The sequence below is a fragment of the Novosphingobium sp. HII-3 genome (assembly GCF_002916655.1).
In the GTDB taxonomy this organism is placed as follows: Bacteria; Pseudomonadota; Alphaproteobacteria; order Sphingomonadales; family Sphingomonadaceae; genus Novosphingobium; species Novosphingobium panipatense.
In genome coordinates this window covers 1-21,532 of the sequence record NZ_PPSM01000035.1, presented here as the reverse complement: position 1 = coordinate 21,532, position 21,532 = coordinate 1, and the positions used below count along the sequence as shown (strand labels likewise).

Annotated in this window: 15 protein-coding genes and 1 pseudogene; 11 read left to right on the top strand and 5 right to left on the bottom strand. The window is 65.0% G+C overall.

Annotated elements, in window-relative coordinates; genetic code table 11:
- Nucleotides 1–127 precede the first annotated feature (127 nt).
- Nucleotides 128–1,006: pseudogene (locus C2R25_RS12950) on the top strand (IS5 family transposase); the annotation flags it as partial.
- A gap of 455 nt (nucleotides 1,007–1,461) precedes the next feature.
- Here C2R25_RS12950 and C2R25_RS12945 read toward each other — a convergent pair.
- Nucleotides 1,462–2,781, bottom strand: a complete 1,320-nt coding sequence (locus C2R25_RS12945; protein WP_103729605.1) for a M20/M25/M40 family metallo-hydrolase — start codon at nucleotides 2,779–2,781, stop codon at nucleotides 1,462–1,464.
- 321 nt (nucleotides 2,782–3,102) lie between these two features.
- On the opposite strand from C2R25_RS12945, the gene C2R25_RS12940 reads away from it, so the two are divergent.
- From C2R25_RS12940 to C2R25_RS12925, 4 genes are all read left to right on the top strand, one after another.
- Nucleotides 3,103–4,128, top strand: a complete 1,026-nt coding sequence (locus tag C2R25_RS12940; protein WP_103729608.1) for a zinc-dependent alcohol dehydrogenase — start codon at nucleotides 3,103–3,105, stop codon at nucleotides 4,126–4,128.
- A 16-nt stretch (nucleotides 4,129–4,144) separates the two neighbouring features.
- Nucleotides 4,145–6,862, top strand: coding sequence for an HAD-IC family P-type ATPase (locus C2R25_RS12935; RefSeq protein ID WP_103729604.1), 2,718 nt, complete (start codon nucleotides 4,145–4,147; stop codon nucleotides 6,860–6,862).
- Nucleotides 6,863–6,887: 25 nt separating this feature from the next.
- A complete protein-coding gene (locus C2R25_RS12930; RefSeq protein WP_103729603.1) occupies nucleotides 6,888–7,712 on the top strand; it encodes a universal stress protein in 825 nt (274 codons plus the stop codon).
- Nucleotides 7,713–7,900: 188 nt separating this feature from the next.
- Nucleotides 7,901–8,902, top strand: a complete 1,002-nt coding sequence (locus C2R25_RS12925; protein ID WP_103729602.1) for an SDR family oxidoreductase — start codon at nucleotides 7,901–7,903, stop codon at nucleotides 8,900–8,902.
- 42 nt (nucleotides 8,903–8,944) lie between these two features.
- On the opposite strand, the gene C2R25_RS12920 is transcribed toward C2R25_RS12925, so the two are convergent.
- Entirely contained in the window at nucleotides 8,945–9,478 is a 534-nt protein-coding gene (locus tag C2R25_RS12920) for a VOC family protein (RefSeq protein ID WP_103729601.1), read from the bottom strand.
- 344 nt (nucleotides 9,479–9,822) lie between these two features.
- On the opposite strand from C2R25_RS12920, the gene C2R25_RS12915 reads away from it, so the two are divergent.
- A complete protein-coding gene (locus tag C2R25_RS12915) occupies nucleotides 9,823–12,240 on the top strand; it encodes a TonB-dependent receptor (RefSeq protein ID WP_103729600.1) in 2,418 nt (805 codons plus the stop codon).
- A gap of 145 nt (nucleotides 12,241–12,385) precedes the next feature.
- Complete coding sequence (locus C2R25_RS12910; protein ID WP_103729599.1) at nucleotides 12,386–13,984, top strand: ABC-F family ATP-binding cassette domain-containing protein; 1,599 nt, start codon at nucleotides 12,386–12,388, stop codon at nucleotides 13,982–13,984.
- Between the two features lie 65 nt (nucleotides 13,985–14,049).
- Here the strand turns inward: C2R25_RS12910 and C2R25_RS12905 are convergent, their stop codons facing one another.
- Nucleotides 14,050–14,301, bottom strand: a complete 252-nt coding sequence (locus tag C2R25_RS12905; protein ID WP_146049665.1) for a hypothetical protein — start codon at nucleotides 14,299–14,301, stop codon at nucleotides 14,050–14,052.
- A 201-nt stretch (nucleotides 14,302–14,502) separates the two neighbouring features.
- Between C2R25_RS12905 and C2R25_RS12900 the strand changes: the two genes are divergently transcribed.
- The 3 genes from C2R25_RS12900 (at nucleotide 14,503) to C2R25_RS20470 (ending at nucleotide 17,904) form a co-directional block, all read left to right on the top strand.
- Nucleotides 14,503–15,231, top strand: a complete 729-nt coding sequence (locus C2R25_RS12900; protein WP_233203971.1) for an extensin family protein — start codon at nucleotides 14,503–14,505, stop codon at nucleotides 15,229–15,231.
- Between the two features lie 157 nt (nucleotides 15,232–15,388).
- A complete protein-coding gene (gene katG, locus C2R25_RS12895) occupies nucleotides 15,389–17,626 on the top strand; it encodes a catalase/peroxidase HPI (RefSeq protein WP_103729597.1) in 2,238 nt (745 codons plus the stop codon).
- Nucleotides 17,627–17,742: 116 nt separating this feature from the next.
- On the top strand, nucleotides 17,743–17,904 hold the full coding sequence (locus C2R25_RS20470; protein WP_158250669.1) for a hypothetical protein: 162 nt from the start codon (nucleotides 17,743–17,745) through the stop codon (nucleotides 17,902–17,904).
- Between the two features lie 123 nt (nucleotides 17,905–18,027).
- On the opposite strand, the gene C2R25_RS12890 is transcribed toward C2R25_RS20470, so the two are convergent.
- Nucleotides 18,028–18,699 carry a spermidine synthase gene (locus tag C2R25_RS12890; RefSeq protein ID WP_103729596.1) on the bottom strand — a complete coding sequence of 224 codons (672 nt, stop codon included), beginning with the start codon at nucleotides 18,697–18,699 and terminating at the stop codon, nucleotides 18,028–18,030.
- A gap of 292 nt (nucleotides 18,700–18,991) precedes the next feature.
- On the opposite strand from C2R25_RS12890, the gene C2R25_RS12885 reads away from it, so the two are divergent.
- Entirely contained in the window at nucleotides 18,992–20,635 is a 1,644-nt protein-coding gene (locus tag C2R25_RS12885) for a Na+/H+ antiporter (protein ID WP_103729595.1), read from the top strand.
- Here the strand turns inward: C2R25_RS12885 and C2R25_RS12880 are convergent.
- A partial coding sequence (locus C2R25_RS12880; RefSeq protein ID WP_369825708.1) for a Rossmann-like and DUF2520 domain-containing protein occupies nucleotides 20,632–21,532 on the bottom strand: 901 nt, incomplete at its 5' end. The two genes, C2R25_RS12885 and C2R25_RS12880, sit on opposite strands and share 4 nt — an antisense overlap.

The following is a 21,532-nucleotide window of genomic DNA, read 5'->3' as shown; positions in this document are numbered from 1 at the left end:
TCAACCAACATCCCTGTACCCGCCGTTCGGAACCCAAACGGCGGCGCTTCTCACAATGAGATGAAGGGGGTCAATTTTAGACGCCGATCACCCCGCTAAGGGGGGCAATTTTGCACGCCGCTCCACACTCTACTCGCTGTCGGACGAAGGGACGGAATTCCAGATCAAGGACTGGCTCTCGTTCCAACGCTTCCTAGGCCTGGTTCTCGACGGAACAGTGCCCGATGCGACAACGGTATGGCTGTTTCGGGAGCGCCTGGTGAAGGCCAAGGCGATCGACAAGCTCTTCGCCCGGTTCGATGCGGCGCTGACCGACCGGGGCTACCTCGCCATGGGCGGGCAGATCATCGATGCCACCGTGGTGCCGGCGCCCAAGCAGCGCAATACTGAAGAGGAGAAGGCGGCAATCAAGGAGGGCCGGATCCCCGAGCGCTGGAAGGACAGGCCTGCGAAAGTCCGGCAGAAGGATCGCGATGCCCGCTGGAGCGTGAAGTACACCAAGGCCAAGGTGAAGGAAGGTGCCGATCCCACGGCGTTCAAGCCGGTCGACCTCGCCATTCCGATGTTTGGCTATAAAAACCACATCGGCATCGACCGGGCTCACGGCCTGATCCGCACCTGGGATGCCAGCGCGGCGAATGCTCACGATGGGGCCAGGCTGCCGGTGCTAATCAGTCCGGACAACACCGCCTCGGGCGTCTGGGCCGATACGGCCTACCGATCGAAGAAGAACGAGGCCTTCCTGGCCAAGGGCATGTTCACCAGCCACATCCACCAGCGAAAACCGCACCGACGCGCGATGCCCCAGCGTATTGCACGCGCCAACGCAAGGCGCTCGGCGGTTCGCTCGGCCGTCGAGCATGTCTTCGCCGGGCAGAAGCATCGCATGGGCCTGGTCGTGCGCACCATCGGCATCGCTCGCACCCGCATCAAGATCGGCATGGCCAACCTCGCTTATAACTTTCAGCGGCTCGCCTGGCTTGAGGGGCGTACTGCGCCTGCATGACCCGGAAACCGGGGTGAATCACCCGGCTCGCTTCAGAAAATCGACAAATCAGGCCGCCAAAAGAAGGGCTCCGGCGCTCTCGGGCACCTGCTCGTCTACATCACCCCCAAATTGCTCGGTTCTTCGAAGTGTGCAACTGTCTTAAATCCGCCCAGATTAGCATCGTCGCGCTGCCGACCAATGTCCGGCGTTGAACGCAGTGACAGGCTTGAAGTCGGGCCTGAACATTCTTCGGTGCATCACCGCTCTCCAGTCGATGAACAAACCGATCGCGGTGCATCAAACCGGCAGCAGGGGAGATATCAGCTGGATCACGTAAAGAGGTAACACAGCGGCGGCGGGTTTGGCGCGACTGTTACGTCTTCAAGCATATATACGCCACGCGCCGTTACGCGACCTTTCCACGGTACCCCTTTCCCCGCAGGGTTCACCAGGTCCACGATCGGACGGGGAAGCTATTTGCTGCTCCCCGGGGTCGCGCGCGGGGGTACGCCGGCGAAGGTGACCAGGCTTTCCGCACCTGTGGCTGCGAGAGCAGACACACCGAACACATGATCGTCGATGTTCACGTGACGGAGATCCAGCGACGCATTGGCGGCGGGCACGTCGCGGTGATCGGTCCAAGCGATACCGTCGGCGCGACGCCAACGGACGCGGTAGGCGGCGGCTTCCGGCACCGGTTGCCAGGTGACACGCGTATCGTCGCTGAGAGCGCCGGCGATCGATACACCGCCCGGTGCTGCTGGTGCGCTTGCCAGTTCGCGAAGCACCGCGATATTGAGGGTGGTCACGCGGGACAGATAGGGGAAATCCACGAAGTCGATGGTGTCACCGTACTGGCGGCCGTTCTCGGTCCGGACTGTCTGGTGTTGGCGATCGTAGTTTTCCGTCGCCTCGCTGAAACGAACAGCGGGGAAGCCTGCTTCGAGGAAGGGGGTGTGATCCCCGCCGCGCTGGAACCGGTCTGGCCGCCGCACCGCGACCACATCAAGCCCGATGCCCTTGTTCGCGCCGGCGATGCGGACGATGGCCTTTGCCAAAGCGCGGGAAGGCGAGTCATCTTCGCCTCCGATCGCCCGCTGCTGCTTGATGCCTGCGGCATCGGCGGCGGTTTCGATGCCTTCACTGAACACGCGGACACGATCGTCGACGTGCTGGCCGCCGATGCCGTGTGTGTTGCCCACGATGTCGTTGTTCAGCACGGCCGCGACTTTCCAGCCCCTTGCCTTGGCGGTGTCCGCGAGGAGCTTGCCGCCCCACAGGCCCTGCTCTTCGCCCGAGAGCACCGCGTACACGATCGTCGCCGGGAACTTTTCGCGCGAGAGCAACCGGGCGGCTTCCATCACGAGCGCCACTCCGGAACCGTCATCGTTTGCGCCCGGTGCGTTCGTGGTCGCGTCCATCACGTCGTTGACCCGGCTGTCGAGATGGGCCTGGACGATGACGACACGATCTGGATCGCCGTTGCCTTTTTGTATGGCGATCACATCCTCGACGCGAACCCCCTCGGGCGCTCTTGGCCCCGACGTGAAGGTGCCGATCGTCTCGACCGCAAGACAGCCTCCACAATCGCGGCCGATCTGCTCAAAGCGGCTTGAAACCCATCGCCGCGCCGCCCCGATCCCGCGTGTCGGGTGCGTCGTTGTCGACAGGGTATGGCGTGTCCCGAAGCTGACGAGCTTCTCGATGGTGCTGCGAAGCGAAGCTGGGTCCGGTGCAGAGGCAGATACCGGCGCGGCTGCGATGAGGAGAAGAGCGAACAGCGGCTTTTTCATGCACCCTGTGTGTTGCAATTAGGGTGCATCCGCAAGACTGTTCGTTCGAAATCGGATCCGTCTCGGCAGCATGCACACGGCACGCCGTGCTCCTGCGCGTGTGCGGCGGGGGGCACTCAATTGCCCCCATGTATGTCGAGTGTCCAATGAGTCTCGCCTGAGATCCTCCCGTCTACTGCCCCTCCCAAACAAACGGCGTTTTAGGGCCATTACTAGGGCGACAAGCCTCCAACAGCTGCGTAGTCTCCCGTAGTAGCGAGCCGCAAGGTTCCTTTGGCGGTTCATGCATCACTATTCGGACATTCCTACTCGAAGGAGCGGATCATGCAGACCATGAGGGTCGCCATCGCGCGGCAGTTCAAAGCCCCTCTTTCGATAGAAGAGGCGCCGATACCGGTCCCAGGCCCGGGCGAAGTGCTGGTCAAGATCGTCGCAAGCGGCGTCTGCCACACCGACCTTCACGCGATCGACGGCGACTGGCCGGTCAAGCCGGCCCTGCCGCTGATTCCCGGACACGAGGGCGTGGGCCACGTCGTCGCCATAGGGCCGGATGTGGAAGGGCTGAAGGAGGGCGACGCGGTTGGCGTACCATGGCTACATCATGCCTGCCGCGCCTGCGAATACTGCGAGAGCGGGTGGGAGACGCTGTGCGAGAAACAGGCGAACACCGGCTACAGCGTCAACGGCGGCTACGCGGAATATGTCATCGCCAGCGCGCCCTTCGTCGGCCATCTTCCGGCGCAGACCGATTTTGTCTCGATGGCACCGATCCTGTGCGCGGGGGTCACCGTCTACAAGGGCCTGAAGGAGACTGAGGCGCGCGCAGGCGAATGGGTGGTGATCTCGGGGGTTGGCGGGCTCGGCCATGTCGCAGTCCAGTACGCCAAGGCCATGGGACTGCAGGTGATCGGTATCGACATCGGCGCGCCGAAGCTGGAACTGGCGAAGTCACTCGGCGCCGAGATTGCGCTTGATGCCACGGACCCCGACCTCGTTCAGACGATTCAGCGCGAGACGGGTGGCGGCGCCCATGGCGTGCTGGTCACGGCGGTATCTCCGGCTGCGTTCGGACAGGCCATCGCCTGCGCGCGCCGCCGCGCCACGGTCAGCCTGGTCGGTCTGCCGCCGGGAGACTTCCCCGCGCCCATCTTCGACGTGGTGCTGAAGCGGATCACCATCCGCGGCTCGATCGTCGGCACCCGCCGCGATCTCAGCGAAGCGATCGCCTTTGCGGCCCAGGGGAAGGTCAAGGCGCAAGTCGCGGCACGCCCGCTCGAGGAGGTCAACGATGTGCTCGACGACCTGCGGGACGGCAGGATCGAGGGTCGGGTCGCTCTGACGATGTAGGGCAAAGAGGGGCAGCATGAACAGACCAGCCGATCTTCCCCCATCATTATCGTCTGAAGCTTCCGGGGACGCGCCGTGGCACGCGTTCTCTCCCACCGAGGCTCTTGCGAGGCTGGACGTCACCCCGGCCGGACTTTCGGAGGCCGAGGCGGCCCGCAGGCGCGAACGGTACGGGCCGAATGCACTGCCGCAGGAGGCACGCGTCCAACCTCTGCGGCGCTTCCTGGCGCAGTTCCACAATCCGCTGATCTACTTCCTACTGGCTGCTGCCATCGCTGCGCTCGCACTGGCCCATCCGATCGATGCCCTAGTGATTCTGGCCGTGGTGATCGTCAACGCAATCGTCGGCTTCGTGCAGGAGGGCAAGGCGGAAGAATCGCTGAACGGCATGGGGTCGCTGATCTCGCCGCGCGCGGTGGTGCAGCGCGAAGGGCGCCGGCAATCGATCGACGTGGTCGACCTGGTCCCCGGCGACGTGGTCCTGCTGGAGCCGGGTGACCGTGTGCCCGCCGACCTGCGGTTGCTGAGGGCGCGAGGCCTCGCGATCGAGGAGGCCGCGCTTACCGGTGAATCCATTGCTGCGGAAAAGCAGGAGGACGCGGTCGCCCCTGACGCGCCGCTGGGCGACCGCACGTCGCTGGCGTTCTCGGGCACGCTGGTCGCCAAGGGACAGGCCACGGGCGTCGTGATCGCCACGGGTACGGCGACCGAGATCGGCCGTATCAGCGGTATGCTGCAGGCGGTGCCGGTGCTCGTCACACCGCTGATACAGCAAATCAACCGCTTCTCGCACCAGCTGACCTTCACGATCCTGGGTGCTTCGATCCTGCTCTTTGCGTTCGCCGTGCTGATCCGGGGGTTCGTGTGGGATGATGCGCTGATTTCCGTCGTCGCGGTGGCGGCGGCGGCGATTCCGGAGGGTCTGCCTGCGGTCATCACCATCACCCTTGCCATCGGTGTCCGACGAATGGCGGCGCGCAACGCGGTGATCCGCAAGCTTCCGGCGGTGGAGACATTGGGGGCCACTTCGGTCATCTGCACCGACAAGACCGGCACGCTCACCCGCAACGAGATGACTGTCAGGCACGTCTTCACGGCAAGTTGTGCGCTTGAGGTCGCCGGCTCCGGCTACGCGCCGCAGGGTGCGATCACGGAGGAGGGTGGCCGCGACGATGCTGCCGCGCTTGCCGATGCCGCTGCGATCCTGCGCTGCGGGATGCTGTGCAACGATGCCCGCCTGTCCGAGAATAAGGCCGAATGGACGGTTGCCGGAGACCCTATGGAAGGCGCGCTTCTGGCGCTGGGGATGAAGGCGGGGCTGGACCCTGTCCATCTCGCGGGCGAGTGGCCGCGAGTGGACGAGATTCCGTTCGATGCGGCTTACCGCTACATGGCGACGCTGCATCGGGGGCCAGGCGGGGAGCATGTCGTCTTTGTGAAGGGGGCGCCGGAGGCGGTGCTGGCACTCGCCGAACCGCAGGCCGATCCGGTCCGCTGGGACAACCTGTCAGCCAAGGCGGCGCGTCTGGGCGAGCGCCTGCTCGGCTTCGGCATGGTCCGCCTGCCCGAGCCGAGGGAGCGCCTGCGTGCGCAGGATCTCGAAAGGCTGACGATGCTGGGCCTGATGGGCTTCATTGACCCGCCGCGCGAGGAAGCGCGTCAGGCCATAGCCGAGTGCCGCAGCGCCGGCATTGCGGTGAAGATGATCACCGGCGATCACGTGGAGACGGCGCGCGCGATCGCGCGCCAGCTCGATCTTGCGTATGATCCGGTGGCGATGGCGGGGGCCGAGCTTGAGCGCCTGAGCGATGCGGAACTGGAGGATGTGGTCGGCCGCGTCAGCGTCTTTGCCCGTGCCAGTCCGGAGCACAAGCTGCGCATCGTGCGGGCGCTGCAGGCGCGCGGCGCCATCGTGGCGATGACCGGAGACGGGGTGAACGACGCTCCGTCGCTCAAGCAGGCGGACGTGGGCACCGCGATGGGGCTCACCGGCACCGAGGCGGCGCGCGAAGCCTCGCAGATGGTGCTGCTGGATGACAACTTCGCTTCCATAGTCGCGGCCGTCCATGAGGGCCGCACCGTCTACGACAACCTGCGCAAGGTCATCGCCTGGACTCTGCCGACCAACGGCGGGGAGGCCATGCTGATGGTGCTGGCGATCCTCCTGGGCTTCACCCTGCCGATGACGGCGACGCAGATCCTTTGGATCAACCTTGTCACCACGGTGACGCTGGGCCTGGTGCTCGCCTTCGAGCCGCCCGAAACCGAGGTCATGCAGCGACCGCCGCGGCGGGCCGACGCGTCGTTGCTGTCGCCTTTCCTGTTGTGGCGCGTGATCTTCGTGTCGATTCTGTTCACGGTGCTGATGCTGGCGGTCTTCTTCGTAGCGCAGGCGCGGGGAGAGGACATCGCGACCGCCCGCACACTGGTGGTCAACATGCTGGTCATCGCCGAAACCTCCTACCTGTTCAACGTGCGCTATCTCCACATGCGATCGCTCACGTGGCGCGGTGCTCTCGGCACGCCGGCGGTCCTGCTGGCGATCAGCGGGGTGCTGCTCGCGCAGTTGGCCTTCACCTACCTGCCCGTGATGCACGACATCTTCGGGACGCGGTCGATCACGTTGCTCGATGGCGCGATCATCGTCGCGCTCGGCGTGGTTCTCTTCGTGGTGCTTGAACTGGAGAAATGGGCGATGAAGCATTTCGACTGGTTCGAGGAACTGCACTCCTGATCTTGGGCCGAACAAGGATAGACACATGACCGCACCCATTGTCGTCGCCACCGACCTGACCGCGCGCAGCGACCGCCCGTTCGACCGGGCGGTGATGCTGGCCGAGCAGCGTGGGGCGCGGCTCGTCATTGTGCATGCCGTGGAAGAAAGGAACGGCGTCGACGGCCGCCAGCGGATGCAGTGGGCGCGCCAGGCGCTCGACCGGGTGGTGGAAGACCTCACCGTCCCGTTCGAGGTGGTGCTCGAGCAGGGACCGGCGCCCCAGATGCTGGCGACCGTGGTCGAGGACTGGCAGGCGGCGTTCGTCGTCGTCGGAGCGGCGCGTTACAACCACGTCTCGGACTTCTTTCTGGGGACGGCGGTGGATTATCTCGTGCGGCGGGCGACGGCGCCGGTGCTGGTGGTGAAGGAGCGGCCGCGCGTGCCTTACGACGGCATCATCGTCGGAACCGACTTCTCTGAACGGTCGGCGCGGGCGCTTGGCACCGCGGCGGTTCTGTTCGACGGGCCCATCACTCTGGTCCACGCTTTCAGCAGGCCGCTTTCCAGACGGCTCGAGGCGGATGTCTCGCTTGAGCTGGGGGAAGCGTGGTCGCGTGAAGAGATGGAGCGTTTCCTCGCCTCGCCCACGGTGGCCCCCTGGCGAGACCGGATCACACCTCACAGCGTGGAAAGCGATCCGGCAGGCGCGGTCGAGAAGTTCGCCCGGCAGTACCGCAATCCTGTCTCGGTCGTGGGATCGCACGGCTGGGGCAGCATGGCGCATGTGCTGCTGGGGAGCCGCGCGTCCGATCTCCTGACCGCCATCGCGCAGGACATCCTCATCGTGCGCGATGGGCTGACAGTCTGAGGCCCATCACGAGCGGCAGCGTCGCACGGGGCCTGTCGGAGCATGTCCGGTGACCGCGGCAGCGCCCCCGCCGTCCTTGCCAGGGTTCCCCGCAGCGGAAGCATTGTCACACCTGCGTTAGTGGAGGAAGGCCACTCATCCGCCTCGGCCGTTTACTGCCGGCAATTCTCTAGCAGGTGGAGCAGGCAATGGCAAAAGAAGGAGCGTCCCGGCGCATGGTACTGGGAGGAAGTGCGGCGGCCGGCTTCGCCATGGCGGCATCGCCGGTATTCGGGCAGCAGCCCGCCGCAGGGGGCACGAGCGCTCCCGCCGGGCTGAAGGATCCGCGGACGAAGTACACCACGGAGCCTTTTCCCGAGCAGCGGCAGCCCTGGCCCGCTCTTGCCGGCAAGATGAACCCACGACCCGATCACGGGGAGACAAGCTATCGGGGTTCCGGCCGCCTTGCCGGTCGCAAGGCGCTGCTGACCGGTGCCGACAGCGGCATCGGTCGCGCAGCCGCGATCGCCTTCGCACGGGAAGGCGCGGATGTGGCGATCAACTACTACCCGACCGAGGAGCCTGACGCGCGCGAGGTGGTGGATCTCATACGGCAGGCTGGTCGCAAGGCGGTGGCCATTCCCGCCGACATCCGTACCGAAGATGCCTGCAGGAGGCTCGTCGCGCAAGCTGCGGAGGGGCTTGGCGGGCTCGACATCCTTGTCAACAACGCCGCCTACCAGCAGAGTAAGGCCGACATCAGCGAAATCTCGGATGAGCAGATGGTGCGGACGTTCGAAACCAACATCTTTGCGATGTTCCGCATCAGCAAGGCTGCCATTCCGCTGATGCCGGCGGGTTCCGTGATCATCAACACGGGTTCCGTGAACTCCTACGATCCAGGCGAGGAACTGCTGGATTACGCCAGCACGAAGGGAGCGGTGCTCATCTTCACCAAGGGACTGGCGAAGCAGCTCGCCAAGAAGGGCATCCGCGTCAACATGGTGGCGCCCGGGCCGATCTGGACGCCATTGCAGGTGGCGGGCGGGCAGTTGCCCGGCAAGCTTGGAGAGTTCGGTCAGGACACTCCCCTGGGCCGCGCGGGACAGCCTGCAGAACTGGCGCCGCTCTTCGTCATGCTGGCTTCGGATGAATCGAGCTTCAGCACCGGGACAGCCGTGGGCGCGCATGGAGGAAAGGGAAGCCCCTGAACGCGCTCGGCGCCGGCACGGGACTTCCGGCGCGGCTGTCCATCAGATGGTGCGGCGAGGATCGGTACCGTCCCAACGGGCCGCTTCGCGCCTGATCATGGCGAACAGTTCCACCATCGGCGGCAGGGGCGCGATGACCTCTACCAGCGGGCTCAGTCCGTCACGCGCGAGATCGAGATAGGCGAAGCGCGACAGTGGCAGGCGACCTTCCAGCACGACGGGGACGTCGTTCTCCCGCGCGTGGGCCAGCGTGCCCTCGTAGTCTTCGATCCAGGTACCGTAATGGTGTACACCGCTGTTGCCGCCATCAAGGAAGTCCCGGTACGTCGAGGGGGCAGGGCCAGGCTGGATGAGCTCGATCATCGTGTCGCCGCTGTAGCTGATCGATACGCCGCCAAAGATCGGCTCGTTCAGCGCCACCGGCTTCTCGGCAACGGAGAGTTCCTCGAAATGCAGGGGGAGCGGGAAGTCGTAGAAGGGACCGACGCCCATCGTCCCGGTCCAGTGCGCGACCGCCTGGTCAAGATCAGGCACGACGTACGCGATCTGGAAAATCCTGCCATAGATCCTGCTCATCGCGAAAGGCTCTCCCGCTGTGCTCCTTTGCCGGCGTCATGGTGACTCGACAGTCCGGCGAGAAATAACAAACAACCATGACTGTTTGTCAACTGCCTTGGCCCATTCGGTTAGGGCACCCGGATTGACTACGCCGAGCCGCGCCCAGGTCGCTCCTCGCAAGTGTCCGAGAAGGCAAGGTGTCTTGACCTTTCTGGCAATTCCACCACGGCCCGGCGATGCTCGAACCGTCCCTGTTGACACCGCACCACCCCGGAAGAACGCTTTGGGACGACGCATCGGAGAAGGAAACCGCCCGATCAAGCCAGGCTGGCGGACCCGACGAGCGCTGTGGGAGTGAGTGCATGAGCGGACGGCGGACGGCGGCAGGCGTCGCTACGGTGTTTGTCTACCTCTCGACGGTATCGCCGGTCGTGGCGCAGCAGGGCGATGGCGGCAGCGCCGTCGATGCCGCGCGCGGCGACATCATCGTGACTGCCCGCAAAAGGAGCGAGCGCCTCCTGGATGTGCCGGTGGCGGTTTCCGCGCTGTCGCAGGAGCAGTTGCAGCGCTACGCCACGGTCACGCTGACCGCGATCAGCCAGCAGGTGCCGCAACTGGTCATCGCGGAATCGCAGAACCAGGTGGGTGGCTCCATCAATCTGCGGGGCATTGGTTCGGGGATATCGAATCCGTCCACTGAAACCGCAGTCACCCTGAACGTTGACGGGGTGCCGATCAGCTACGGCAACGCCATCCGGCTTGGCCAGATAGATTTGGAACGCGTGGAGGTGCTCAAGGGGCCGCAGGCGCTGTTCTATGGCAAGAACAGTCCGGGCGGCATCGTGTCGCTGGTTTCGCAGGACCCCGGGCCAACCTTCGAAGCGAAGGTGCGCACCGGGTACGAGTTCGCCGCCGACCAGCGTTTCGTGGAGGGCACCGTTTCAGCCCCTCTTACCGAAACGGTCGGCGCACGCGTCGTGGGCTACTATTCCAAGGAGGACGGCTGGTTTCGCAACGTCGCCGAGCCCCTGCCGGGTGTCACGGCGGGGCCGGCGGCGGACAGCTACAACGCCGAAGATGTCTTCGTACGCGGAACCCTTGCCTTCGCTTCACCCGATGATGCGACGCGGATCACCGGAAAGGTCGCATACGGTCGGCGGACGCGCGACGGGGTCGGGCCCACCGGAGGCTCCCAGATCGTGTTCTGTCCGGGTGGCACAAGCCGCTTGTCCGGCGCGATCGACTGCAAGCTGAACCGCGACTTCTACAGCGTCATACTGCCTGCGCGCATGGTTGCCCTCGACCCGACCTTCGGGGATGGGGTACCCTTCGTCAGGTCCACCCAGTTCCTGGCCTCGCTCTCGGCGGACCAGGATCTCAATGACGAGCTGACGCTGTCCTCCGTGACGGGATACTATCGCCTTGGCGAGAAGTCGGTCGACCCGTTCACGTTCTCCAACGTACCGTACTTCGGCGCCTCCAACGATATCGTCGCGGACGCGGTGAGCCAGGAGGTGCGCGTCGCGACCGACTTCGATGGCCCTTTCAATGTGCTGTTCGGCGGCTTTTTCCAGGATGCCCACTTCAAGATTCGCCAGGCTTTCGGTGTCGACTTCGGCGGCGCAGCGACACCGTTCCTGGTAGGCTCCACCTTCTATGACGTGCACACCACGGCCTACTCCGTGTTTGGGCAGGCGCGCTACAGGCTGATCGACACGCTCGAACTGGCGGCGGGCGGACGCTATTCGTGGGAGCGCAAGACGCTCTTCGGTACCTCGTTCGGCAGCCCGGTCGACGTGCTGAAGCCGCGCCGCAACTACGAGGATTTTTCGCCCGAGATCACCCTGACCTGGCGGCCGAACAGCGATCTGACGCTTTACGCCGCCTATCGCGAGGGTTTCACCTCGGGCGGGTTCAACACCGTCCCCACAACCCTCCGCTCACAGGCGAACCAGGCGTTGCCCCGGGTCGATCTTTCCTATGGCCAGATGACGGCCAGAGGAGGCGAGGGTGGCATCAAGGGGTATCTTGCTGGTCGCCAGCTCCTGTTCGACCTAGTGGGCTACTACTACAAGTACGAAGGCCTTCAGCTCTCCCGCTATGACAACGCGTCCTTCACGCAGCTCACTCAGAACGCCGGAGGTGCCGAGATCAAGGGCCTGGAGGCCAGTGTCACCTTCCGGCCGGATGCCGTAGCGGGCCTGTCGATCAACGCGGCCGCTGCGTACAACCGGTCGCGGTATACCGACTTCATCGGAGGGTGCTACGCTGGCCAGTCCGTGGCGGCGGGGTGCAACCTCAACCCGCGCAACCCCGGCCTGCCATCATCCACGTACGGAACCGCAGCCAATCCCTATCAGGATCAGGATCAGACCGGACAGCGCCTGTTCCGCGCGCCCGAATTCACGCTGACAGCCGGCGTGGCCTACGACCACAGCTTTTCGGATGCGCTGGGCGCAACCATCGCCGTCGATACGAACTATTCGAGCAGCTACATCACGCAAACCGAAGCGAACCCCCTCAACCGGCAGGAGGCCTATTGGCTCCTGAACGGAACGGTCACGCTCAACGGCGGCAGCGACAAGCCGTGGGAGGTGGCGCTGATCGGACGTAACCTGACGAACAAGCTTTACGTAGTGGCGGGTTCGGTGGTCGGGGCGACTGCAAGCGGGACCGGCACGAGCACAACGGTACAGGGCGACGTTCTTGGAACCGCCAGTCCGCCACGTTCGATAACCTTGCAGCTGACGTTGAAGGACAGTCTCCTGAACCGCCGTTGACGGACCTCCCTGCCACGTGGAGCGCAGGGGTGGTGCTGTGCCTGCTCCAGCCCTATAGAGTCAGTCCCAGCATAAGGACGCAAGCCCGTGTACCATTCGAAGACCAGCGCAGCCCACCTTGTCTTCCCGGTTCATCACGGTGTCCATGTCCAGCTTTCTCACCCTTTCCGGCATTTCGGCCGCCACGCCTGACGGCCGTCCTCTTTTCCATGATCTGACCCTCTCGCTCGGTGCCGAGCGGGTCGGCCTCGTCGGGCGCAACGGTTCCGGCAAGTCGACCCTGCTGGGGATCGCAGCAGGTGACGCGGAGCCGCTTTCCGGCACGGTGCATCGTACCGCCACTGCGGGCAGACTGCTTCAACGTTGGCGGGGCGAGGACACGATCGCAGAAGCGCTTGGCGTCGCCGATCCACTTGCCATCCTGGATCGGATAGAGGCCGGAGACGGCACGGACGCCGATCTGGACGACGCGGACTGGACGCTTCAGGCCGCCATCGAAAGCGGGCTTGTCCGCGTCGGATTGGCAGCGCTGGATTTACACCGGCGGATGGAGAGCCTCTCAGGCGGCGAGCAGACCCGCATCGGCCTGGCGAGGCTTGTTCTCGAACGACCTGACCTCCTGCTGCTCGACGAACCGACGAACAATCTGGACAAGCTCGGGTGCGAAGCGATCGAGCAGTTGATTGGAAGCTGGCGAGGCGGAGTGCTGGTGGCAAGCCATGACCGCGCGCTGCTCGAGCACATGGATCGCATCATCGAGCTCAATCCCACGGGGGTGCGGATTGTCGGGGGCGGCTGGTCCGCTTTCGCCGCAGCGCGTGAGGCTCAGCGCGCGCTCGCGGAAACGGAGCGGGAGCGTAGCCAGGCGGCGCTTCGCTCCACCCTGGACGCGGCCCAGGCTTCCCGTGAGGCGAAGCAGCGGCGTGACAGCAGGGGACGGGCTTTCGCAGCGCGGGGATCGGAGCCCAGGATCTTGCTGGGTGCGCAGGCGGAGCGGGCCCAGAACAGCGGCGGACAGGCCCGGCGGCTGGCCGATCGACAGGTCGAGGAGGCCACCCGAACGCTGGAACTGGCGCGCGCCCGCGTTGAGATCCTGACCCCGCTTACGATAGAGGTGCCGGCTACCGGTCTGCCGCCGCACACCGAAGTGCTCGCGCTGGAAGAGGTGGAGGCCGAAGTCGGCGACCGACAGTTTGGGCCGTGGACGTTCGCCCTCCACGGTCCGGAACGGGTCGCGATCACCGGGCCCAACGGGGCAGGCAAGTCGACGCTGCTGCGCCTTGCCATGGGCGAACTCGTGCCGAGCAAGGGTACCGTGCGGCGAGCTTCCCAGCGAGTTGCGATGCTCGACCAGCATCTTCGCCTGCTTGATCCGCAGGACACCATCCTGGGCAACCTGCGCCGCCTTCACCCGCTGCTTGACGAGGAGGCCGCCCATGCCGCCTGTGCCCGCTTCGCTTTCCGCAGCCGTGACACCCAGCGGATCGTCGGAACTCTGTCAGGCGGCGAGCGGCTGCGGGCGGCACTGGCGACCGTTCTGTCTGCACCGCAATCCCCCTGGTTGCTCATCCTCGACGAACCTACCAACCATATGGACATCGAATCGACCGAGGTTCTCGAAGCAGCGCTGCAGGCTTTTGACGGCGCATTGCTCGTCGTCAGTCACGATGCTCGCTTCCTCGAAGCAGTCGGGGCGATGCGAACTCTCACGATCGGCGATGATCGTGTGGCGGGCACGAGGTAACGATGCTGCACTCGTTGAGTGCGGGCACGCCCATCGCAGGGACGCTTCCGCGCTCTGTCGTGCGGTCACGATGTGGGCGTGCTTCCTTGCGGAGAGCTGTCGCGCGGCAGATCGGCCTCGTCGCCGGGGGCTTTCTGCACCGAGCCGGGATCGTGACCGGGCCGGTCCACGATGCCGATGGTCGTCGACGTAATGGCCATGGCGGCCAGGAACATGACGAGCAGTCCAGCCGCAATCCAGGCCGACTTGCGAAACCTTTTCCGCGCACCCGGCGGTGCATGACGCTCGTTCATCGGGTCATGATGTTGATCGGACAAGATTTTCACTCCGGCATTGTCGAACTTCGTGTGGGGAACAACAGGCGTAACACTTTACCCGCGACGGAGTTGCGGAAGGTTGCCGCACGTCCGGCTATGGCGGATTTGAACAGTGAGGGGCGACAACTCTGCGCGACTTCGCGCATTAGGACACATGCTATCCGGCGGTATCAGGCCGTGGTTCTGTAAGGCTAGGCTGTAGTGGCGATCTTTCTTCGTCTGCTGATCGTTGCGCTGATGCTGGGCGGCATCGTCCTGGGCGCGGGGGAATGGCTGCGCCGCCATCCCGAGCACGATCCCCGGGCGCCCCTGACCCTGAGTATGCCAGATGGCTGGATGACCGCTCGCAAGGTGGCTGCTCTGCGTGAAGACCGCGATCAGTGCCGGGCCTTTCTCAGGCGAAGCGGGATAGAGGAAACCGCGCTGGCCCCTGTCGGCACGGGCGAGTGCAGGAGAGATGACCGCAAGGTGCTGAGGGCCCCGGCGCGGTTCGAGGTCACACTAAGTCCCCGCAGGGCCCAAGCCACCTGCGCCGTCGACGCTGGTCTCGCGCGGTGGCTGAACAATGGCGTTCAGCCGGCCGCGAAGGCGCTTCTGGGCCAGGCCGTCGTGCGGATCGAGCAGCTGGGCACGTACAGTTGCAGAAGGATCGGCGGGGGCGATGAAGGAAATTGGAGCGAGCACGCGACCGGCAATGCGATCGACATATCGGCGTTCGTGCTGGCGGACGGCACCCGCATCAGCGTCCTGCGCGACTGGGGTGGCGCGGCCGACGAGCCGGACGGGAAGAGCCTGTTCCTGCGCACTGTGCGAGACCGTGCGTGTGCAGCCTTCTCGACGGTCCTTTCGCCTGAATACAATGCGGCACACGCCGATCACCTCCACCTCGACCAGGCGCGACGCGGCGGCAGCTGGACCGCGTGCCGCTGAGTCTCGTCGGGTCGCCTCGGATCGCACCCGGCACCGCCAAATGCTGGCTGCCAAACTCTTAATGCAGGTGATTGGCGGGCCCCCTGGCCGCAGATTTGCCTTTACCTCGTCACGGCAATGGGTGACCCTCCTGCCGGGGATATAGGAGAGATGCGACATGGATGCGAAGACAGGTGAGATGGCCTGCCCCATGGGCAAGCCGACGACCGTGCGCTCACTGCTTGGGCGAACGAACCGCGATTGGTGGCCCGAGAGTCTCCCTCTGGAAATCCTCAACCAGGGCGGCCTTTCGGCTGACCCCATGGGCGACACGTTCGACTATGCCGAAGCGTTCAAAGCCCTGGACTACGATGCGCTCAAGGCGGACCTGAAAGCCCTGATGACTGACAGCCAGCCTTGGTGGCCGGCCGACTACGGGAACTACGGCGGTCTTTTCATCCGGATGGCCTGGCATGCCGCAGGGACCTACCGCACGGCAGACGGGCGCGGCGGAGCCAACAGTGGCCAGCAGCGTTTCGCACCGCTCAACTCCTGGCCGGACAACGGCAACCTCGACAAGGCACGTCGCCTCCTCTGGCCGATCAAGCGCAAGTACGGCAAGAACATCAGCTGGGCCGACCTGTTCATCCTCACGGGGAATGTCGCGATCGAGTCGATGGGTGGTCCTGTGTTCGGCTTCGGCGGCGGTCGCCGCGATGTCTTCGAGCCGGAGCGCGACATCTACTGGGGCAGCGAAGAACAGTTCGTCGGCCATCCGGACAACAAGACGCGCATCCTTCCCGAGGAGGAACTTGAGCTCGAGAATCCGCTGGCAGCGATCCAGATGGGCCTCATCTACGTCAATCCCGAAGGCCCGGGCGGCGTGCCCGACCCCCTGCAGTCGGCGCGGGACATCAAGGTGACGTTTGAGCGCATGGCGATGAACCATGAGGAAACCGTCGCGCTCACCGCAGGCGGTCATACCTTCGGCAAGGCCCACGGCGCGGGTGATCCCAGTCTGGTGGATGCGGCGCCTGAGGCTGCGGATATCGCTCTGCAGGGGCTGGGATGGGCCAGCGCCCACGAAAGCGGCTTTGGCGCGCATACGATCACCAGCGGCATCGAAGGCGCATGGGTGAACACGCCGACGGAGTGGTCCGAGAACTATTTTCGCCTCCTGTTCGACTACGAGTACGAGCTTGTCCGCAGCCCGGCCGGTGCGCACCAGTGGCAGCCGATCAACCAGAAGCCCGAGGACATGGCACCGGCGGCTCACGACGCATCGCTGCGGGTACCGACGATGATGACGACCGCCGACATGGCCTTGAAGGTCGACCCCGAGCTCCGGGCCATCTCGGAACGGTTTCGCAACGATCACGAAGCGTTCAAGGATGCCTTTGCACGCGCGTGGTTCAAGCTGACTCACCGCGACATGGGTCCCAAGGTGCGGTATCTCGGCCCGGAAGTGCCGGAGGAAACGCTGATCTGGCAGGATCCCGTGCCGCCGGGTCAGCAGGCTTCCCAAGCGGATGTGGCGGCGTTCAAGACGGCGATCCTCGACGCCGGCCTGACCGTCGGCCAACTGGTGAAGACGGCGTGGGCCTCGGCCTCAACCTATCGCAGGTCCGATCATCGTGGTGGTGCGAACGGTGCGCGTATCCGGCTGGCGCCGCAGCGGGACTGGATCGTCAACGAGCCGGAGGAACTGGCGGGCACGCTCGCAAAGATCGATGAACTGCGCGGCGGGCTTTCGATGGCCGATGCGATCGTGCTCGCGGGGACGGCTGCGGTCGAAAAGGCCGCCGGGGACGCCGGGTTCTCCATCAAGGTGCCGTTCAAGGGCGGACGCGGCGACGCCACTGAGGAATGGACGGACGCGGACAGCTTCGCGGTGATGGAGCCGGTGGCCGACGGCTTCCGCAATTACCTGAAGACCAAGCACTCCGTGAAGACGGAGGAGCTTCTGCTCGACCGTGCGTCGCTTCTGGGGCTTTCCGTGCCGGAAATGACGGTGCTGGTGGGCGGCCTACGCGTTCTGGGTGCCAACTACAAGGATGCGCCGGAAGGCGTTTTCACGACCCGCAAGGGGCAACTGACCAACGACTTCTTCGTCAACCTGCTGGATAACGACACCTTCTGGAAGGTGATCGATGAAAGCGCCGACGAGGAGTTCATCGGCTACGATCGCGGAGGTCAGCAGGAAAAGTGGCGGGCGACCCGCACTGACCTGATCTTCGGCGCAAACAGCCAGCTGCGCGCGGTTGCAGAAGTCTATGCCGAAGTGGGCCACGAGGAGAAGTTCGTCCGGGACTTTGTCAGTGCCTGGACCAAGGTGATGAACGCGGACCGTTTCGATCTGCCGCAGAACCCGGACAGCGTGGAGCCTATCGGCATCGCCGAACCCGCCACACGCTGATTGCCGCCCGTTACCCGGTCACCTCTTCGTTGACCGGGTGACATCCCCGGAAGCCACCGCCCCGGAGAAGGGACTGGCAGGTGGCCCGGCGCAGACGGAAAGAGGGGTGGAAGTCCATGAGCCGACCTCCCGCGCGCAAAGGCCCCGGGCTTCTCGCCAAGGTGCTTCTTGTGCTGATCCTTTTGGTCACGGCGCTCATCGGATGGGCGGCCATCCGCTCCTTCCAAACGCCAGTGCAGCCTGAGAGCCAAGCCCTGCCGCCAGCCCCGGTGGGGTGACCCGGCACCAGCGCAGACCGCCGCCACCGCACTCTTGCAGTGTGGAGCGTTGCTACAAGTAAACGGCCGAGATCGCCGGTGGCATGCGCGGCTCAGGACGTTATCCCGCAGCGCGGCGCAATGTCAGGGCTTCTGCGCAAACCAGATCAGGTGGCGAAATCCCTTGCCATTTGGCCGGGCTCGCACTTCCTCTTCCGAAACCCGGAAGCCGGCCTCCTGGAGGCGTACGGTGAAGGCCGGATCCGCGTAGGCGGACCAGATCGCGAGGATGCCGCCGGAACGCAACGCGGCCATGGCCCTGTGCAATCCTGGAACGGAGTAGAGGCCATCGTTGCTTCTGCGGGTAAGACCCTCGGGTCCGTTGTCCACGTCCAGAAGGATCGCATCATAGGCGTCCTGCGCAGAGTCAATCAGGAGCGCGACGTCTTCGCCCACGACCGTGACGCGAGGATCGTCAAGGCAGCCGTCCGTGAACGCGTGCATGGGCCCTTTCGCCCAGGTGAGGATCTCCGGGACGATCTCCGAAACAACGACATGCGCGTCCTCGTCAAGTACGGACAGGGCGGCGCGAAGCGTATACCCCATCCCGTAACCGCCGATCAGGAACTGCAGCGCCGGCCGGTCGGGCAGACGCTCGCGCGTCATGATCGCCAGCGCCTCTTCCGAGGCACTGGCTTTCGTGCTCATCAACTCGTTGTCCTCGAGGAGGATCGTGAACGCCTCGCCATGCTGCACCAACCTCAGCTCCACGCCATCGGGCACGAAGGCGGTGCCAACCAGTTTATCGTCGATCATGACAGCTGCGCTGCCGCGATGGAGAAGTCGTGGGCGAGCCCTGCGGGCGCGAGCGGGGGAGCAGGTGGCGGAGAGAACATGCAAAGGCTCCGGACAAAAGGCGGGAGCACGTCTGCTGTCTCTCAGTCGCCAGCGCGCCCTGTCGGTGCTGCCGATGACGCAGCGATAGTCATGTTTTTGCATTGCCGCCAGCGATATACGCCATCGGGCGGACCGGATTTTCTGCCGCTGTGGCTTGTTCAGACCGCGACAGCTCCCCTAAGCTGGACCTTCAGCCACATGGAGTGCAGTTTTGGAGTCCGTTTCGATTGTCCTTTTCCTGCTGCTGGCGGTCGTCGTCAGCGGTGCCGTTGCAAGGATGCTGCCGTTTGGCATCCCGACGCCGCTGGTCCAGATCATGCTGGGCGGCGCGATCGGAATGTTCACGTCGCACCGTGTCGAACTGAATCCCGAGCTTTTCCTCTTCCTGTTCCTCCCGCCCCTGCTTTTTCTGGACGGGTGGCGCATACCGAAGGACGAACTCTTCAAAGACCTCTCCACCGTGGTGGAACTGGCGCTGGGCCTGGTGCTGCTGACGGTCGTGGGCATGGGCTTCCTGATCAACTGGATGATCCCGGCAATGCCGCTGGCGGTGGCCTTCGCGCTGGCGGCGGTTGTCTCTCCCACGGATCCGATCGCGGTTTCAGCGATTGCGGCGCGCGTGCCCATTCCCAAGCGGATGATGCACATCCTGGAGGGCGAATCGCTGCTCAACGACGCCTCTGGCCTTGTTTGCCTGCGCTTCGCGGTCGCCGCCGCGCTTACCGGCACCTTCTCGGCCGGGGCTGCCGCTCTTGATTTCCTCTGGGTCGCTGGGGCGGGGCTGGCGATCGGCGTCGGGGTGACGCTGGCGGCCACTCGCGCCAAGGCGTGGGTGTCCGGCCGATGGGGAGAGGATACGGGGTCGCAGATCCTCGTCAGCCTGCTGATCCCCTTCGGCTCCTACCTCCTTGCCGAACACGTCCACGCTTCCGGCATCCTCGCGGCAGTGAGCGCCGGCGTGACGATGGCCTATGCCGAGATCTCGCGCCAGGCGCTGGCGGCGACCCGGATGCGCCGCAACTCGGTCTGGGACATGATCCAGTTCACGCTAAACGGCATCATCTTCGTCCTGCTTGGCGAACAGATCCCCGGTATCGTCGAGAGTGCGGACCGGACAGTGGCGGCAACCGGCCACACGCAACCCTGGTGGTTGGCCGTGTATGTCCTGGCGATCGTGGCCGGGCTGGCGATCCTGCGCTTCCTATGGGTCTGGGCCTCGCTCAAGCTGACGATCCTGCGCAAGGGACGGCAGGTTGTCGGCGTCCAGACACCTGATTTCAGGCTGATCGCGGCCACTTCGGTGGCCGGGGTTCGAGGCGCCATTACCTTGGCGGGCGTGCTGACGCTTCCGCTGACGCTGAGTGACGGCACGCCGTTTCCAGCCCGGGATCTGGCGATCTTCCTGGCTGCAGGGGTGATCGTGGTGTCCCTGGTGCTTGCCAGCGTCCTGCTTCCCCTCCTGCTGAAAGGCCTTGCCATGCCGCCCGAGCCGGCGCGGCAGGCGGAGGAGGACGCCGCCCGGATTGCCGCCGCCGAAGCCGCTATCCGCGCAATAGAACGGCATCAGCACGAGCTGGCGGAGAGCCACGGTGAGGCGGACATCTTCGCGGAAGCCGGCGGGCAGGTGATGGACCTCTATCGTGAGCGGATCGACGGACTGAGTGACCGCAATCCCGGTGAGGTCCGGGCAAGCGATCGGTTGCTGCGCGACTTCCGGCTTGTCGGTCTCAGGGCCGAACGCGCGACTCTGGAACAGCTCGTGCGCGGTCGCAGCGTGAGCAGCGATCTAGCCCGTAAGCTGACGCGCGAGCTTGATCTTTCGGAGGCGCGGTTCGGTTCCTCAGGGCACGCCTAATCGCGTTCGGGAGCGGAGGGCGCCTGCTCCAGCAGGGAGCGCAGCTCAGCATTGGCGCGCTTTTTTCCGTCCCGGTCGAGGGCCTCGAGCGTGGCGCGCGCCATAGCGGAGTAGGGCTGCAGGAGCGACGGCGTGTCACGCTCAATCGCGCGCAGATGGCTGGCCACTGTGGTCGCGTCTCCTCTCAGGATCGGGCCGGAAAGCGCACTCATCCCGCGGGCGAGGCTGTTCTCCAGCGCGGCCCTTGCCAGGGGGGCCAGAAAGGCGCCTGGATCCGGCGCGCCGGCAGTGGCCAGCGCCTCGCTCGCTCCTGCGATAAGAGTTACAAGGTGGTTCGCGGCATGGCACAGGGCGGCGTGGTAGAGAGGACGTTGTGCCTCACTGATCTCGACGGCCGTGGCGCCGATCGCCTGCACCAGCGCTAGACCCTGTGTGATGGCCGCCGGGCTGGATCCCGTTACGGCGAAGTGCGCGGTCGGCAGCCGCTCCAGTTCCACCACCGTGTCACCCGTGAAGGTCATCGCCGGGTGAATGGCCGCCGTCAGCGCACCGCCGCGTTGAAGCCCGGACAACGGAGCTGTCCCGCTGCTGCCGCTGACGTGGAATATGAAGGGGCGATGGTTCAAGGAAGCTGAAGCCATGGTTTCGGTTACGAGCGGGATGGCGTCGTCCGCCACGGCTATCGCGATCAGGTCGCAGGCAGAGGTGAGGGCGACGAGATCGCCGGCGGCCACGGCTCCGCCATTGCCCTGCAGGGCTTCATCCACACGCGATGGAGTGGATGGCTCCCGCTCACCGGCTGAGGCAGACTGCCTCGGCTGAAGAGCGAGGAGACGGACGATGAGTGAGATTGTCACGATTGGGCTGGATATCGCGAAGTCGGTGTTCCAGGTCCAT

Bases quoted from the DNA above. Each gene is read 5' to 3' on its own strand.
- C2R25_RS12945 (WP_103729605.1), bottom strand. From the start codon at position 2,781: ATGAAAAAGCCGCTGTTCGCTCTTCTCCTCATCGCAGCCGCGCCGGTA.
- C2R25_RS12935 (WP_103729604.1), top strand. From the start codon at position 4,145: ATGAACAGACCAGCCGATCTTCCCCCATCATTATCGTCTGAAGCTTCC.
- C2R25_RS12930 (WP_103729603.1), top strand. From the start codon at position 6,888: ATGACCGCACCCATTGTCGTCGCCACCGACCTGACCGCGCGCAGCGAC.
- C2R25_RS12925 (WP_103729602.1), top strand. From the start codon at position 7,901: ATGGCAAAAGAAGGAGCGTCCCGGCGCATGGTACTGGGAGGAAGTGCG.
- C2R25_RS12920 (WP_103729601.1), bottom strand. From the start codon at position 9,478: ATGAGCAGGATCTATGGCAGGATTTTCCAGATCGCGTACGTCGTGCCT.
- C2R25_RS12915 (WP_103729600.1), top strand. From the start codon at position 9,823: ATGAGCGGACGGCGGACGGCGGCAGGCGTCGCTACGGTGTTTGTCTAC.
- C2R25_RS12910 (WP_103729599.1), top strand. From the start codon at position 12,386: ATGTCCAGCTTTCTCACCCTTTCCGGCATTTCGGCCGCCACGCCTGAC.
- katG (WP_103729597.1), top strand. From the start codon at position 15,389: ATGGATGCGAAGACAGGTGAGATGGCCTGCCCCATGGGCAAGCCGACG.
- C2R25_RS20470 (WP_158250669.1), top strand. From the start codon at position 17,743: ATGAGCCGACCTCCCGCGCGCAAAGGCCCCGGGCTTCTCGCCAAGGTG.
- C2R25_RS12890 (WP_103729596.1), bottom strand. From the start codon at position 18,699: ATGATCGACGATAAACTGGTTGGCACCGCCTTCGTGCCCGATGGCGTG.